The 14335-nt window shown below is 67.6% G+C and carries 14 protein-coding genes and 1 pseudogene; 10 read left to right on the plus strand and 5 right to left on the minus strand.

Going from position 1 to position 14335, the window contains the following annotated elements:
- Positions 1 to 69: 69 nt before the first annotated feature.
- Together OQ968_RS05115 and OQ968_RS05120 are read left to right on the plus strand one after the other, a co-directional pair.
- Positions 70 to 657 (plus strand): TetR/AcrR family transcriptional regulator, encoded by a 588-nt coding sequence (locus OQ968_RS05115; protein ID WP_324675389.1) that lies wholly within the window; start codon positions 70 to 72, stop codon positions 655 to 657.
- The gene (locus OQ968_RS05120) at positions 654 to 1760 is read left to right on the plus strand and encodes a DUF1214 domain-containing protein (protein ID WP_324675391.1); all 1107 of its coding nucleotides are present in this window, start codon (positions 654 to 656) and stop codon (positions 1758 to 1760) included. Before OQ968_RS05115 ends, OQ968_RS05120 begins: the two co-directional genes overlap by 4 nt.
- Positions 1761 to 1850: 90 nt before the next feature.
- On the opposite strand, the gene OQ968_RS05125 is transcribed toward OQ968_RS05120, so the two are convergent.
- Positions 1851 to 2900, minus strand: a complete 1050-nt coding sequence (locus OQ968_RS05125) for an acyl-CoA desaturase (protein ID WP_324675393.1) — start codon at positions 2898 to 2900, stop codon at positions 1851 to 1853.
- A 10-nt stretch (positions 2901 to 2910) separates the two neighbouring features.
- Positions 2911 to 4026, minus strand: a complete 1116-nt coding sequence (locus OQ968_RS05130) for a ferredoxin reductase (protein ID WP_324675395.1) — start codon at positions 4024 to 4026, stop codon at positions 2911 to 2913.
- Positions 4027 to 4096: 70 nt separating this feature from the next.
- Between OQ968_RS05130 and OQ968_RS05135 the strand changes: the two genes are divergently transcribed.
- On the plus strand, positions 4097 to 4771 hold the full coding sequence (locus tag OQ968_RS05135) for a TetR family transcriptional regulator (protein ID WP_324675397.1): 675 nt from the start codon (positions 4097 to 4099) through the stop codon (positions 4769 to 4771).
- Positions 4772 to 4781: 10 nt separating this feature from the next.
- Here the strand turns inward: OQ968_RS05135 and OQ968_RS05140 are convergent, their stop codons facing one another.
- Positions 4782 to 5387: a GNAT family N-acetyltransferase gene (locus OQ968_RS05140; protein ID WP_324675399.1), complete on the minus strand. Its 606-nt coding sequence runs from the start codon at positions 5385 to 5387 to the stop codon at positions 4782 to 4784.
- A 74-nt stretch (positions 5388 to 5461) separates the two neighbouring features.
- On the opposite strand from OQ968_RS05140, the gene OQ968_RS05145 reads away from it, so the two are divergent.
- Positions 5462 to 6556, plus strand: a complete 1095-nt coding sequence (locus OQ968_RS05145; RefSeq protein ID WP_324675401.1) for a F420-dependent hydroxymycolic acid dehydrogenase — start codon at positions 5462 to 5464, stop codon at positions 6554 to 6556.
- Between the two features lie 35 nt (positions 6557 to 6591).
- On the opposite strand, the gene OQ968_RS05150 is transcribed toward OQ968_RS05145, so the two are convergent.
- Complete coding sequence (locus OQ968_RS05150; protein ID WP_324675403.1) at positions 6592 to 7047, minus strand: MaoC family dehydratase; 456 nt, start codon at positions 7045 to 7047, stop codon at positions 6592 to 6594.
- A 131-nt stretch (positions 7048 to 7178) separates the two neighbouring features.
- On the opposite strand from OQ968_RS05150, the gene OQ968_RS05155 reads away from it, so the two are divergent.
- From OQ968_RS05155 to OQ968_RS05180, 6 genes are all read left to right on the plus strand, one after another.
- Entirely contained in the window at positions 7179 to 7346 is a 168-nt protein-coding gene (locus OQ968_RS05155; protein ID WP_324675405.1) for a hypothetical protein, read from the plus strand.
- Positions 7347 to 7729: 383 nt separating this feature from the next.
- On the plus strand, positions 7730 to 8161 hold the full coding sequence (locus OQ968_RS05160; RefSeq protein WP_324675407.1) for an MmpS family transport accessory protein: 432 nt from the start codon (positions 7730 to 7732) through the stop codon (positions 8159 to 8161).
- Entirely contained in the window at positions 8158 to 11100 is a 2943-nt protein-coding gene (locus OQ968_RS05165) for an MMPL family transporter (protein ID WP_324675409.1), read from the plus strand. The genes OQ968_RS05160 and OQ968_RS05165 overlap by 4 nt, the downstream gene beginning before the upstream one ends.
- A 4-nt stretch (positions 11101 to 11104) precedes the next feature.
- Positions 11105 to 11602, plus strand: a complete 498-nt coding sequence (locus OQ968_RS05170) for a metallophosphoesterase (protein ID WP_324675411.1) — start codon at positions 11105 to 11107, stop codon at positions 11600 to 11602.
- 185 nt (positions 11603 to 11787) lie between these two features.
- Positions 11788 to 12789, plus strand: a complete 1002-nt coding sequence (ag85C, locus tag OQ968_RS05175; protein ID WP_324675412.1) for a diacylglycerol acyltransferase/mycolyltransferase Ag85C — start codon at positions 11788 to 11790, stop codon at positions 12787 to 12789.
- Between the two features lie 153 nt (positions 12790 to 12942).
- Positions 12943 to 14127: a transposase gene (locus OQ968_RS05180; protein ID WP_324675414.1), complete on the plus strand. Its 1185-nt coding sequence runs from the start codon at positions 12943 to 12945 to the stop codon at positions 14125 to 14127.
- A gap of 39 nt (positions 14128 to 14166) precedes the next feature.
- On the opposite strand, the pseudogene OQ968_RS05185 reads toward OQ968_RS05180, so the two are convergent.
- Positions 14167 to 14315: pseudogene (locus OQ968_RS05185) on the minus strand (hypothetical protein); the annotation flags it as partial.
- Positions 14316 to 14335 lie beyond the last annotated feature (20 nt).

Here is a 14335-nt window from a genome sequence, read left to right on the forward strand (position 1 = left end):
TGGGCCAGGTCGTCGAGGCGAACGAGAGCGGCTTCGGTCACGGCGACTTATGTTACTCTGAGTTTCGTAATGGTAGTAGACCTCGGCCGGCCCCGTGACCCGCGCATCGACGGTGCGGTACTGGCCGCGACGGCCGAACTGCTCGCCGAGACCGGCTATCCCGGGCTGTTGGTGTCCGCCATCGCCGAGCGGGCCGGCACCAGCAAGCCGGCGATCTACCGGCGCTGGCCGAGCAAGGCGCACCTGGTGCATGAGGCGGTGTTCCCGATCGGTGCCGCGACCGAGATCCCCGACACCGGTTCGCTGCCGGACGACCTGCGCGAAATGGTGCGCCGCGCAATGACTTTCCTGACGACGCCGGCCGCCCGCGCCGCGCTGCCCGGGCTGGTCGGGGAGATGGCGGCCGACCCCACCCTGCATTCGGCGCTGCTGGAGCGGTTCGCCGGCGTCATCGGCGGCGGCCTGGCCGAGCGGCTCGAGGCCGCCGCGGCCGCCGGCGAGGTCCGGGCCGACGTGCCGACCGCCGAATTGGCCTCCCAACTGACCGAGGCCATCGCCGGCATCACGCTCATGGGCCTGCTCACCCGCGCCACCGAGCTCGACGACGCCTGGGTCGACCGCACCACCAGGTTGCTCCTGAAAGGAATCAGCGCATGACCGAACACGAGTCGACCGCCGCGTGGCGGGAGCTACTGGCCACCGTCGACGGGCTTGACCGCTCCTTCCTGGGGGGAGACCGTGCGGTCACCGACGACCGGCACATCGCCGACGGCTACCGCATGCTCGCCACCACGCTCGGGGTGGCGTTCGACACCTACCTGTTCCCCGAGCCCGGTCGCCCGCAGTTCGTGGCGGTCAACACGCCGTTTCGCCGCGACCGCCGGTGGGGCGGCGACAACACCGACGCCTACTACTTCATCTGCCCGGTCGATCCGAACCGGCGTTACCGCATCAGCGGCAACAAGGGTGACAGCGTGTACTTCTCGGTGACCGCCTACAACGAACCGTCGCCCGGCGCCTGGTCGGACCGGGTGGTGGCCATCGTGCGCGACACCGATCTCGACGTCGACGCTGACGGCAACTTCGCCTTCGAGTTCCCTCCGACGCCCGACGCGGCCGTGCTGATGACCCGGGACTACCAGGCCGATCCGCTGACCGGCCGCCCGGTCACGTGGCAGATCGAGGCGCTCGACGAGCCGGACCCGATACGGCACGGCGACGCGGAGACCGCCGCCCGGCTGCGGGCGGCGGCGGCCTGGTTGCGCACGATGTTCGCCATCGTGCCGCTGCCCGTCGGGTCACGGGCCGGCGACGAGCACGCGCTGGGGCACGAGACCGCCCACGCCGCAAACGAATTCGCCGACCCCTACCAGGTGCCCGACGCCAACTTTGGCTGGTCGGCACGCGATGCCTGCTACTCGTACGGCAGCTTCGTGCTCGACGAGGACGAGGCCCTGGTCATCACGCACCGGCCGCCGTTGTGTCGGTTCTGGAACCTGGTGGTGTGGAATCAGTTCATGGCCACCTACGGCGCCTCCGACGCGCGTTGCTCCATCAACGGCCACAGCGCGGTGCCCAACGCCGACGGTTCGGTGACGGTCGTCTTGTCCCGCGGGATGACGTCGCATCCGAATTCGCTGACCGCGCTGGGCTATCCGCGCGGCAACCTCGCCTTCCGCTGGTTCCTCGCCGACGGGGTGCCGGCCCGGCCCGAGGTGAAACTGGTGAAGGCGTCCGAGGCGCCGGCCGCCTCCAACTAACCCGCCGACCGCCTCCACCTAACCCGCCGAGCGTGCAGCTGCTGCGAAATTTTTGCGAAAAAGCCTCCACCAGTTCACGTTCGGCGAAGGTCACTCGGGGAAGGCCAGCTTGACGATCTTGCGGACCACGGTGCCGAACTGCCGCAGCAGCGGGCCCTTGTTGTAGGGGATGCCGTAGCGCCGGCAGATCCGTTCCACCTCGGGGGCGATCTCGGCGTACCGGCGGGCCGGCATGTCCGGGAACAGGTGGTGCTCGATCTGGTGCGACAGGTTGCCGGACATCAGGTGGAAGACCTTGCCCCCGGTCAGGTTCGCCGAGCCCAGCACCTGGCGGAAGTACCACATGCCGCGCGACTCGTCCTTGGTCTCCTCGACGGTGAATTCCTGTGTGCCGTCCGGGAAGTGGCCGCAGAAGATGATCATGTACGACCACACGTTGCGCATCAGGTTGGCCGTCAGGTTGCCGGCGAACACGAACGGCGCGAACGGGCCGGCCAGCAGCGGGAAGGCGACGTAGTCCTTCAGCGTCTGCCGGCGCGTCTTCGCCCAGATCACCCGCAGCACCTCACGCTTGTCGGCCAGCCGGATCTCGCCGGAGCGGATGCGCTCGGTTTCCAGCTCGTGCAGGGCGACGCCGTACTGGAACAACACCATCAGCAGGAACGCGTAGACCGGGTTGCCCAGGAAGTACGGCGTCCAGCGCTGGTCCTCGCTCATCCGCAGGATGCCGTAGCCGATGTCGCGGTCCATCCCCACGATGTTGGTGTGGGTGTGGTGCATGTAGTTGTGCGAGTGCCGCCACTGGTCGGCCGGGCAGGCGGTGTCCCATTCGAACGAGCGCCCGGAGATCGTCGGGTCACGCATCCAGTCGTACTGGCCGTGCATGATGTTGTGCCCGATCTCCATGTTGTCCAGGATCTTCGCGATGCCGAGCATCCCGGTCCCTAGCAGCCAGGCCGGGGGCAGGAACAACAGCACGCGTCCACCGACCTCGAGCGCGCGCTGCGCCTTGATGACCCGGCGGATGTAGTCGGCGTCCTGCTCGCCGAGGTCGGTCATCACGCGTTCCTTGATGGCGTCGAGCTCGCGGCCGAAGGCGTCGGCCTGCTCGGGGGTCAGGGTGATCGTGTTGTGAGTCATGGTTTTCCTCCTAGAGGGATAGGTCGACGTCGCCGACGGGGACGGACACGCAGATCTGCACGTCCTCGTCCGGGGCGGTGGAGACGGCGCCGGTGACCAGGTTGCGCACGGTGCCGGCGGTCTTGCGTCGGGTGCAGGTGTGGCAGATGCCCATGCGGCAGCCGTTGTCGGGCGTCAGGCCCGCCGACTCGGCCTGTTCCAGCAGCGAGCGGCCGTCGTCGACGACGTCGATCCCGCTGTCCGCGAACGTGACTCGGCCGCCCGACGGGTTCGCCGGGGCCTCGAACGACGGCGGCACGAAGCTCTCGTAGTGGACGTTGTCGCAGTGTTGCCGCACCGCGTCGAGCAAAGCGGTTGGCCCGCAGGCGAATACGGCGTTTGGCGCGGGCATGGCCTCGGCCAGGTGCTCCGGCCCGAAGCGGCCGGCCAGGTCGCCGTCCCGCGATCGGGTGTAGCCGTGCAGCACCCGCACGCCCGGCAGATCATCGTGGGCGGCCAGCTCGTCGCGGTAGCACGCCTCGACGGGGTTGCGGGCGTAGTGGATGAACGCGATCTCGCCGCCGCGGGTCCGCGGGTGCCGCTCGGCGACCAGCGTGCGCAGCATCGCCATGACGGGCGTGATGCCGCTGCCGCCGGAGACGAACAGTATGCGTCGCGGTCGTTGCACCGGCAACACGAAGTCGCCGCCGACGCCGTCCAGGCCGACCACCATGCCGCGGCGGGCGCGCTCGTACAGGTGGGTCGAGACCAGCCCGCCGTCGTGGTGACCGATCGTCAACTCGAGGTGCGAGTCGCCCTCGGCGTTGGCGGGTGAATAGCAGCGGGTGTGCCGGCGGCCGTCGATGTCGACGGTGAGGTTGACGTACTGCCCCGCCCTGATGGTGTGCGCGGCCGTGAAGGCCTCGTTCGGGGCAAGGGTGAGGGTGACGCTGCGCGGGGTGGTCCTGCGGACGTCGACGACTTTGGCGCGGGCCTGTCCCAGCGTCCACGTCGGCGCCACCAGCTCGGTGTAGCGGTCGACGCCGTGCGGGCCGGTGAGCAGGTCGACCAGGTCGGAACCCAGGACCCGCTTCTGGAAAGCTTTGACAAAGCCGCGACCGGAGGTCTGAGCGGTTTGAGTGAACATATGTACACCGTGCTGCCGTGGGCCGCAGCTAGTCAAGGGTTTCTAGGCTTCTGTGGTAGGGTTCACAACAGTGAACAGTCGTACTCCTGGCTCACGGTCGCACCGGTCCGGCCGTGAGCGCTCACGCGAAAGCCCCTCGCGCGGAGAGCGCAAGGAGGCGACCCGGCGCGCCATCATCGCCGCGGCACTCAAGCTGCTGCAGGACCGCAGCTTTTCCAGCCTGAGCCTGCGTGAGGTGACCCGCGAGGTCGGCATCGTGCCCGCTGCGTTCTACCGCCATTTCGAGTCGATGGAGGCGCTCGGGCTGGTGCTGATCGACGAGTCGTTTCGCATCCTGCGCGACACGCTGCGCGAGGCGCGGGCGGGCAAGCTCGACCCGAACCGGGTCATCGAATCGTCGGTCGAGATCCTGGTCGCCAGCGTCGCCGAGCGACGCGAGCACTGGCGGTTCATCGGCCGGGAACGCAACAGCGGCCTGTCGGTGCTGCGCTACGCCATCCGCACCGAGATCCGGCTGATCACCTCCGAGTTGGCCACCGACCTGGCGCGCTTCCCCCGGCTGCACGAATGGAGCACCGAGGACCTCAACGTGCTGGCGACGCTGTTCGTCAACGCGATGATCGTCGTCGCCGAGGCGATCGAGGACGCCCAGAGCGCCGAGGCGCTCGAAGACATCCGCCGGCTCGCGGTCAAACAGCTGCGGATGATCGCCGTCGGTATCGCGGGCTGGCGCAGCGGCCCGTGATCGGCGGCCGCTACCGCGGCGCCCGCCACATCGCCCACATCGTCGGGCCGCCGTCGGGCAGCACGATCTCGCCGGTCACCGTGAACCCGAAACGCTGGTAATACGGCACGTTTTCGAGTTTCGTCGACTCGAGATACGCCGGGCAGTGCTCGGCGTCGCAGCGGTCCAGCCGCGACCGCATCAGGACCTGCCCGAAGCCACGGCCGCGGACCGTCGGGTCGCTTCCGATCACGGCCAGATACCAGTGCGGCTCTTCGGGGTGGACGCGTTTCATCAGTTCCTGGACCGCGCGTCCGCGCATGGAACGCAGCCCGAACACCCGCAGGAACGTCGGTGTCATCGCCAGCTTTCCCCGGCGCGTCTCCAGCCAGTGGTTCGGCGGGTCCCACAGTGCCGCCGCGCCGATCCCCGGCCCGTCGCAGGCCACCTCCACGCCGCCGAGCGCCAGGTGGTGATGGCGGGTCATCGTCGTGAACAACCGGCGCAGGTGCGCGATCCGCGGCTTCTCGTCGGGAAGGAGCCAGACCATCACCGGGTCGTCGTAGAACGCCCGGGCCAGGGTGCGGGAAAGCTCGCCGACGTCGGCTCTGCGCGCCGGGCGCGGCTGCGGGCTCACCCCGGCAGACTACGAGACGAAGCCGGCCGTCCCGAAACCGGTGTGTCGGGCCGCGCGACGGGTATCCGGAGCCGATGGCTGACATCTCGCGGCGGGTGTTCGGGCGGATGGCCGCCGGGGCGGGCATGCTCGGGACCACCGGGCTGTCCGGTGGCTGCGGCAAACGGGGCGCCGATCACGGCCAGCCCGCCGCGGGGCCGCCGGCGGGCAAGGGCGTGGGGTTTGTGCTCTCGCACGAGCAATTCCGCACCGATCATCTGGTGGCGCAGGCCCGGGCGGCCGAGGAGGCCGGTTTTCAGTACGTGTGGGCCAGCGACCACATCCAGCCCTGGCAGGACAACGAGGGCCATTCGATGTTCCCGTGGCTGACGCTGGCGCTGGTGGGCGCCAACACCACCCGCGTCTCCTTCGGTACCGGGGTGACCTGCCCCACCTACCGCTATCACCCGGCGACCGTGGCGCAAGCCTTCGCCTCGCTGGCGATGCTGTATCCGGGCAGGGTGTTCCTGGGCCTGGGCACGGGCGAGCGGCTCAACGAACAGGCCACCACCAACGCGTTCGGCAACTACGCCGAGCGCCACGACCGGTTGGTCGAGGCCATCGGGGTGATCCGCCAGCTGTGGAGCGGTTCACGAATATCGTTCGCCGGCCGCTACTTTCAGACGAACGCCCTGAAACTCTACGACGTGCCTCCCACGCCGCCACCGATTTTCGTCGCGGCCGGCGGGCCCAAGAGCGCGAAGCTGGCCGGTCGGTACGGCGACGGGTGGATCACTCAGGCCCACGACGTCACCAACCCCAAACTGCTCGCCGCGTTCGGCGCCGGCGCGCACGCCGCGGGGCGCGACCCCGCCGGCATGGGTAAGCGCGCCGAGATGTTCGCCGTCGTCGGCGACGGCGCCGCGGCCGGGCGCGCCGCCGTGCTGTGGCGGTTCACCGCCGGGGCCGTCGACCAACCCAATCCCGTCGAGATCCAGCGCGCCGCCGAGTCGAACCCGATCGACAAGGTACTGGCGAATTGGACGGTGGGCACCGACCCCGCCACGCACATCAAGGCCGTGCAGGCGGTGCTCGACGCCGGCGCCGTGCCGTTCCTGCATTTCGCGCAGGACGACCCAATCAGCGCGATCCAGTTCTACCGCGCCAACGTCCTGCCCAAGCTGCGCTGAGCACGAAAAGCGTTGGTGTGCTTCATATCTGGTAGTCAGGAGATGTAGCGGACGATGCTTTCGGCCACACACGCCGGCTTCGGCGACCCGTCGATCTCGACGGTGGTCGACACGATCGCCTGCACGGCGCCGTTGCCGAGGTCGTCGACGCTGACCAGTGAGCTCTGCGCGCGCACCCGGGACCCGACCGGCACCGGTGCGGGAAAGCGAACCTTGTTGAGGCCGTAGTTGATCGCGAGCTTGATGCCGTTGACCGTATAGATCTGGTGCTGCAGGCGCGGCAGCAGCGACAACGTCATGAAGCCGTGCGCGATGGTGCCGCCGAACGGGCCCTTGGCCGCCCTCTCCGGGTCGACGTGGATCCATTGGTGGTCGCCCGTCGCATCCGCGAACAGGTTGACGTCCTCCTGAGTGATGGTCACCCAGTCGCTCTGCCCGAGGCTCTCGCCCGCCGCGGCGGCGAGGTCGGCGACTGACTCGAAGGTGCGCATTCGGTGTTCTCCTTCGTCGTGGTACCAAGCAGACTATCCGGCCGCCTCGGCCGTGTTTCCGCGGCGGCCGTCGCGGGAACGCCATGTCGACGAACCCGCCGAGCGTCAGCAACACGGAAAGGGATTCCGACATGCGCAAGGGCCACAAGACCGAGGCCGACGTCGAGCCCGAGGTCCACGAATCGCGGTCGCGCGCCCGCAAGGGCGACGACGACGGCACCTACGTGGGGGCGGCGGGCCCCGATGACGCCATCGACGCCGGCGAAACCGGCGCCGAAGCACGCAGCCGACGCCGCTGAGGCTTTGACCGTGAATCCTTGGCTTTCGGTGTGAATCGTGGGCGGTGAAATCGCGCCGTAGTCCCGCTGTGGGTGCACACCGAAAGCCCTGGGCTCACGCTCGATGGCCGGGCTAACACGCCAGGCTCAGGAACAGTTTTTCCAGCTCATCGACCGACACAGCCGGCCGGCCCGCCGGCCTGAACCTCGGTCGCCATCACGCCTTTCCCAGCATACCCCACTGGGTATATACCTAACGCTGGCTGATACCCCACCGGGTATGGTATTACTGGTTTGGCGGTGTGTGCCTGCCGGCCCCCGAGGTGCAGGCCAAATGGCCCTATCGGCGAGAGCGGCGGCGGCTGAAACTCCCTACCAGAGACCACGAGCGAAAGGAAACGTCAGTGTCCACGTTTCTGAAGCGGGCTTGGGTGCCGCTTGTCGTCGTGGCGGCGGTCGCGCTGGGCGGTGTCGCCGTCGACCGGCTCCGCGGCGTCTTCGGCTCCGACGCGATCTTCACCGCGACGGGCAGCGGCGCCGCACCGCTCGAGCCCTCGCACATCAAGCGGGTGACCTACGAGGTGTACGGGCCCAGTGGCACGACGGGAAGCGTGAGCTACCTGGACAAGAACGCACAGGCGGAACAGGTGAACTTCACCACCCTGCCGTGGACTCTCACCGTCACGACGACGGTTCCTGCCGTCATCGCGAGCGTGGTGGCACAGGGCAACAGCGACGACATCGGGTGCCGCATCAGCGTCAACGGTGAGGTCAAGGACGAGCGGTCCTCGGCCGGGCGCCATGCCCAAACTTCCTGTCTGGTGAAAGCCGGATGAACACCGACGACGACGCCCGTCCGAAATTCATGCGATTCGTCCACAGGTTCGCGTGGCCGATCATCATCGGATGGCTACTGCTCACCGTGGCCTTGAACGTGCTTGTGTCGCCGATCGAGTCCGTCGCGCGAAACCATGCGGTGACGATGTCGCCCCAAGATGCGCCGGCGATGATCGCCGCCAAACGCATCGGCGCAACCTTCCACGAGTCGGACTCCGACAGCACCGCGATGATCGTCCTGGAGAGCGACGGGCAACTCGGTGACCAGGCGCACCGCTACTACGACGGCCTGGTGCAGATGCTGCGGGCGGACCCCAAGCACGTCCAGCACGTCCAGAACGTGTGGGGCGATCCGCTCACCGCCGCCGGTGTTCAGAGCCGCGACGGGAAAGCCGCCTATGTCCAACTCAACCTGGCCGGTAACCAGGGCAGCACCCTGGGCAACCAGTCCGTCGACGCGGTGCGCAAGATCGTCGAGAAGTCCGAGCCCCCGCACGGGCTCAAGGTCTACGTCACCGGCCCGGCCCCCCTGACGACGGACATGAACGAGGCCGCCGACAAGAGCATGTTCAAGATGATGGGCGTCACGGGCGTGGTCATCATGGTCATGCTGTTCATCGCCTATCGATCCGTCAGCACCGTGCTGCTGGTCCTCGTCATGGTCGGTTTCGAAATGGGCACGGCGAGGGGGCTTGTCGCGCTGCTCGGAAGCCACCAGCTCCTGGGGTTCTCGACGTTCGTCGTTGCGATGTTGTCCTCGTTGGCGATTGCGGCGGGAACCGATTACGCCATCTTTCTCATCGGCCGCTACCAGGAGGCGCGGCAGGCCGGCCAGGACCGAGAAACGGCCTACTACACCATGTTCCGCGGAACCTCGCACATCATCTTGGGCTCGGGGTTGACCATCGCGGGGGCCACGTTCTGCCTCCACTTGGCGCGCCTGTCGTACTTCAAGGCGCTCGGCATTCCGTCCGCCCTGGGCCTGCTCGTCGTCGTCGCGGGGGCCATGACCGCCGCGCCGGCCGTGGTGGCGGTGGCCAGCCGGTTCGGCCTGCTCGACCCGAGACGGATGATCAAGACGCGCGGGTGGCGCCGCGTCGGCACGGCCACCGTACGGTGGCCGGGCCCGGTTTTCGCGGCCTCGCTGGTGATCGCGATCGTCGGCATCCTGATCATGCCGAGCATGAAGGTCAGCTACAACGACCGCTATTACATACCCGGCGGCCTGCCGTCGAACGTCGGATATGCGGCCGCGGAGCGCCACTTCAGCGCCGCCACTATGAATCCCGACATCCTCATGCTCGAAAGCGACCACGACATGCGGAACAGTGGCGACATGATCATCCTGGACAGGGTTGCCAAGGAGGTCTTCGCGTCGCCCGGAATCGCGATGGTGCAGAGCATCACCCGGCCGCTCGGCGGCCCGATCGAGCACACTTCCATACCGTTCCAGATCAGCGCCCAGTCGATTCCCATCCGGCAGAACCTTCAGTTCATGAGGGACCGCATGGACGACATGCTCAAGATGAGCGACGACCTCGGCGCCATGATCGCCTCGATGCAGCGGATGCAGGGCTTGATCGGCCAGATGAGCGGTGCGACCCATCACATGGTCGGCGACATGCACGAGATGCAAGCCACCCTGGACGAGATGCGCGACCACCTCGCCGACTTCGACGATTTCGCTCGGCCGCTCCGCAGCTATCTGTATTGGGAACAACACTGTTTCAACATCCCCGTGTGCTGGGCTACGCGGTCGGTCTTCGAGGCGATCGACGGCGTGGACAAGTTCAGCGAGAACATGAGCACGCTCATCAAGGACGTCGGCAGCGTCGACGCGATACTGCCGCAGCTGCTCGCCGAGTTCCCGCCGATCATCGCCATCGCAAAATCGATGCAGGGCACCCTGCTCACGATGCACAGCAGCTTCTCCGGTCTGGTCACGCAAATGTCGCAGATGACCGACACCGCGAGCGCAATGGGTCAGGCGTTCGACGCCTCCCGCAGTGGCGACTACTTCTATCTGCCGCCGGAAGCGTTCCAGAACCCCGACTTTCAGCGTGGTCTGAAGCTTTTCCTGTCGCCGGACGGCAAGGCCGCGCGCTTCATCATCACCCACGCGGCGGATCCGGCGACCCCGGCGGGCATCTCGGCGGTGATGGGGGAACTGTCCGCCGCGCATCATGCGGTGAAGGGGACAAACCTGACCGGCGCCAAGTTCTACCTCGCCGGCACGGCGGCGATCTATCGCGACATCCAGGCCGGCTCCCATTACGACCTGCTGATCGTGGGACTCGCCGCGATCACGCTGATCTTCGTCGTCATGGTGATCATCACGCGGGCGCTGGTCGCGTCGCTGGTGATCGTCGGCACGGTGCTGCTGTCGCTGGGGGCCGCGTTCGGTCTCTCGGTGTTGGTGTGGCAACACCTGTTCGGTCTCGAATTGAACTGGATTGCACCGGTTTTCGGGTTGATCATCCTGCTGGCCGTCGGATCCGACTACAACCTGTTGCTGGTGTCGCGGTTCCAGGAGGAGGTCGGTGCGGGGCTGCGAACCGGCATCATCCGATCGATGGGAGAAACCGGCGGCGTCGTCACTGCGGCGGGCCTGGTCTTCGCGTTCACCATGATGTCGATGGTCGCCAGCGACCTGCGCTCGATCGGCCAGGCCGGCAGCACGATCGGTCTCGGCCTACTGTTCGACACGTTGATCGTGCGCTCGCTGATGACGCCGTCGATCGCCGCGCTGCTCGGTCGGTGGTTCTGGTGGCCGCTGCGGGTGCGGCCGCGCCCGGCGAGCTCCATGCTGCGGCCCTTCGGCCCGCGCCGCCTCGTTCGTTCCCTACTTCTCGGTGAGGACGGGGATGCGCCGGCGCCGACCACCGAACCCCGGAAAGTCATGGCTTCGTCGGTGGGTGAGACCGCGGGCGCAAGATGACGGTGTGAGGCTGCTGCTGATCGCCGACACCCACGTCCCGCGACGCGCCCGCGACCTGCCCGCCAAGGTGTGGGACGAGGTCGCCGGCGCCGACGTCGTCGTGCATGCCGGGGACTGGGTGGCGCCGGAATTGCTCGACGAGCTGGAAGCCCGGGCCGCCCGGCTGGTGGCCTGCTGGGGAAACAACGACGGGCCCGCGTTGCGCCGACGGCTGCCCGAGCGCGCCGACGCGGTGCTGGACGGGCTGCGCCTCACCGTGGTCCACGAGACGGGCGCCGCGGCGGGCCGGGAGGCGCGCATGTCGCGGCTCTACCCGGACACCGACGTGCTGGTGTTCGGCCACAGCCACATCCCTTGGGACACAACGGCACCCACGGGGTTGCGACTGCTCAATCCCGGCTCCCCCACCGACCGGCGCCGGCAACCGCACTGCAGCTACATGACCGCGAGTGTCGACAATGGCGTACTCATCGGCGTCACCCTGCATCGCCTGGACAAGTAACGCGGTTCCGACAGCCGATTGTGACCCGATCGCAACGATTTCGGGCCGACATCGAATCGTTAGCCAACCGCGACTTCGAACTGCGGCCGTGACAGCCGGATTGCCCGCCCGCCCTGTGTTTGACTCCCCGAGAACGGATTCGACCGCGCCTTGCGGCAGATGAAAGTTGAGATGGGGTAGGAGCTATGTCGTTCTTCGAGCAAGTGCGGAAGTTGCGTGGCGCAGCGGCGGCCATGCCGCGCCGACTGTCCATCGCGGCTGTGGGGGCTGCCCTGCTGACCGGTCTGGTCGGTTTCGTCGGCGGCTCGGCGACCGCGGGGGCATTCTCCAAGCCGGGTCTGCCAGTGGAATATCTGGAGGTGCCATCGCCGTCGATGGGCCGCAACATCAAGGTTCAATTCCAGGGCGGTGGCCCGCACGCGGTTTACCTGCTCGACGGCCTGCGCGCCCAGGACGACTACAACGGCTGGGACATCAACACCCCGGCGTTCGAGGAGTACTACCAGTCCGGCCTGTCGGTGATCATGCCCGTCGGCGGCCAGTCCAGCTTCTACAGCAACTGGTACCAGCCGTCGCAGGGCAACGGCCAGAACTACACCTACAAGTGGGAGACGTTCCTGACCCAGGAGATGCCCACCTGGTTGCAGGCGAACAAGCAGGTTTCGCCGTTCAACAACGCGGTGGTGGGCCTGTCGATGTCGGGCGGCTCCGCATTGATCCTGGCCGCGTACTACCCGCAGCAGTTCCCCTACGCGGCGTCGCTGTCGGGCTTCGTCAACCCGTCCGAGGGCTGGTGGCCGACGCTGATCGGGCTGGCGATGACCGACTCGGGCGGCTACAACGCCAACAGCATGTGGGGTCCGTCCACCGACCCGGCGTGGAAGCGCAACGACCCGATGGTGCAGATTCCGCGGCTGGTCGCCAACAACACCCGGATCTGGGTGTACTGCGGCAACGGCACGCCCAGCGACCTCGGTGGCGACAACATGCCGGCGAAGTTCCTGGAGGGCCTCACGCTGCGCACCAACGAAACCTTCCAGAACAACTACGTGGCCGCGGGTGGACGCAACGGCGTGTTCAACTTCCCGGCCAACGGGACGCACTCGTGGCCCTACTGGAATGCCCAGCTGGTCGCGATGAAGCCCGACATCCTGCAGGTGCTCAACGCCGGCAACAACTCGGCCTGACGGCGACCGAACACCCCGAGTCGGCATCGGCAGCAGCGCCCCGGTCAGCGCTGCTGCCGATGCTTTTCGACGGCTAATCCAGCAGGGCCCGCCGATCCTGGTGGAAGTAGGTGTATCCGGTGGGTTGTCGGTGGTGACGGTTAGGTTGCCTGGGTGTCGCGTTTCCGGTTGCTTCCGACTGCTGAGCAGGTGGTGGTGTTGGCCGAGCATTGTCGCCATGCCCGGTATGTGTGGAATTTGGCGGTCGAACAGCAGCGGCACTGGCAGCCGGGTCGGCGCGCGCCGGGCTATAACGAGCAGTGCGCGCAGTTGACTGCGGCCCGTGCCGAATACGAGTGGTTGGCGGCGGGCTCGCAGACGGTGCAGCAGCAGGCGTTGCGGGATTTCGCTCAGGCGATGCGCAACTTTTTCGCTGGAACGCATCGCCGCCCGACGTGGCGCAAAGCCGGTGTGCATGAGGGCTTTCGGCAGGTCGCGGTGAAAACCCATCACGTTGAGCGCCTGAACCGCCGGTTCGGTCGGGTGTGGGTGCCCAAGATCGGCTGGATCCGGTTCCAGCTGTCGCGGCCGGTCCCCGAGAGTGTGAAGTCCTACCGGGTCACCTGTGATCGGGCGGGCCGCTGGCACATCGCGTTCGCCCACGCACCTGAACCTATTCCCGGGCCCTGCGACGGCTCCGTGGTGGGTATCGACCGCGGCGTGACGGTGGCGGCCGCGTTGTCGACCGGTGAACTGCTCTATGCCCCCGGCCTGAGCCGCGGCGAGGCCAAGCGCGTGAAGGTGCTGCAGCAGCGCCTGGCCCGCGCCCAACGTGGTTCCAACCGGCGCGCTCGCACCAAACGCGCGATCGCCAAACTCAAGGCCCGTGAGACCGACCGACGCAAGGACTGGGTCGAAAAGGCCACCACCGACATCGCGCGGCGGTTCGAAACGATCCGCATCGAAGCCCTTGATGTGCGTGCGATGACGCGCTCTGCGCGCGGAACGGTGGAGCACCCCGGTGTGGGAGGTGCCGCCAAACGCGGCCTGAACCGGGGGATCAGGCGCAGCTGTTGGGGCCTGCTTGCTGCGCGTTTGCATGACAAAGCCTCTGGCCGGGTCGAGGAGGTCCCTGCCGCGTACACCTCGCAACAATGCGCCGTGTGTGGGCACGTTGCTCCCGGAAACCGTAAGAGCCAAGCGGTTTTCGAGTGCCAAGCTTGCACTGCGGGGCCATGCAACGCGGACGTGAACGCCGCACGCAACATCGCCGCCGGACGGGCGGTGACAGCACGGGGAGACCTCGGCGCTAGCCGGTCTACGAACCGTGAACCTCAACTCTGCTCTCCCGCCGCATAGGTAGTGGGACGGGGTTGGAATCCTCTGGCCACAGCCAAAGGAGGACGTCAAGAACGTGACGAAGTAGCCGGCGGCGGCGGCGCGGCGCCGGCGGCGGAGTGGGTGAACGCGGTCGCGCCGAGCACCCCGGCCAGCCCCGCCAGCACCCACGACAACCGCGCCTCGCTGTCGAAAACCTCGCTCGCCACACCGACATGCTTGCAGAGCG

Source organism: Mycobacterium sp. 663a-19 (assembly GCF_035616495.1).
GTDB lineage: Bacteria > Actinomycetota > Actinomycetes > Mycobacteriales > Mycobacteriaceae > Mycobacterium.

Excerpts from the sequence above, each read along its gene's own strand:
- OQ968_RS05115 (WP_324675389.1), top strand. The coding sequence starts at position 70 with ATGGTAGTAGACCTCGGCCGGCCCCGTGACCCGCGCATCGACGGTGCG.
- OQ968_RS05120 (WP_324675391.1), top strand. The coding sequence starts at position 654 with ATGACCGAACACGAGTCGACCGCCGCGTGGCGGGAGCTACTGGCCACC.
- OQ968_RS05125 (WP_324675393.1), bottom strand. The coding sequence starts at position 2,900 with ATGACTCACAACACGATCACCCTGACCCCCGAGCAGGCCGACGCCTTC.
- OQ968_RS05130 (WP_324675395.1), bottom strand. The coding sequence starts at position 4,026 with ATGTTCACTCAAACCGCTCAGACCTCCGGTCGCGGCTTTGTCAAAGCT.
- OQ968_RS05145 (WP_324675401.1), top strand. The coding sequence starts at position 5,462 with ATGGCTGACATCTCGCGGCGGGTGTTCGGGCGGATGGCCGCCGGGGCG.
- OQ968_RS05150 (WP_324675403.1), bottom strand. The coding sequence starts at position 7,047 with ATGCGCACCTTCGAGTCAGTCGCCGACCTCGCCGCCGCGGCGGGCGAG.
- OQ968_RS05155 (WP_324675405.1), top strand. The coding sequence starts at position 7,179 with ATGCGCAAGGGCCACAAGACCGAGGCCGACGTCGAGCCCGAGGTCCAC.
- OQ968_RS05165 (WP_324675409.1), top strand. The coding sequence starts at position 8,158 with ATGAACACCGACGACGACGCCCGTCCGAAATTCATGCGATTCGTCCAC.
- ag85C (WP_324675412.1), top strand. The coding sequence starts at position 11,788 with ATGTCGTTCTTCGAGCAAGTGCGGAAGTTGCGTGGCGCAGCGGCGGCC.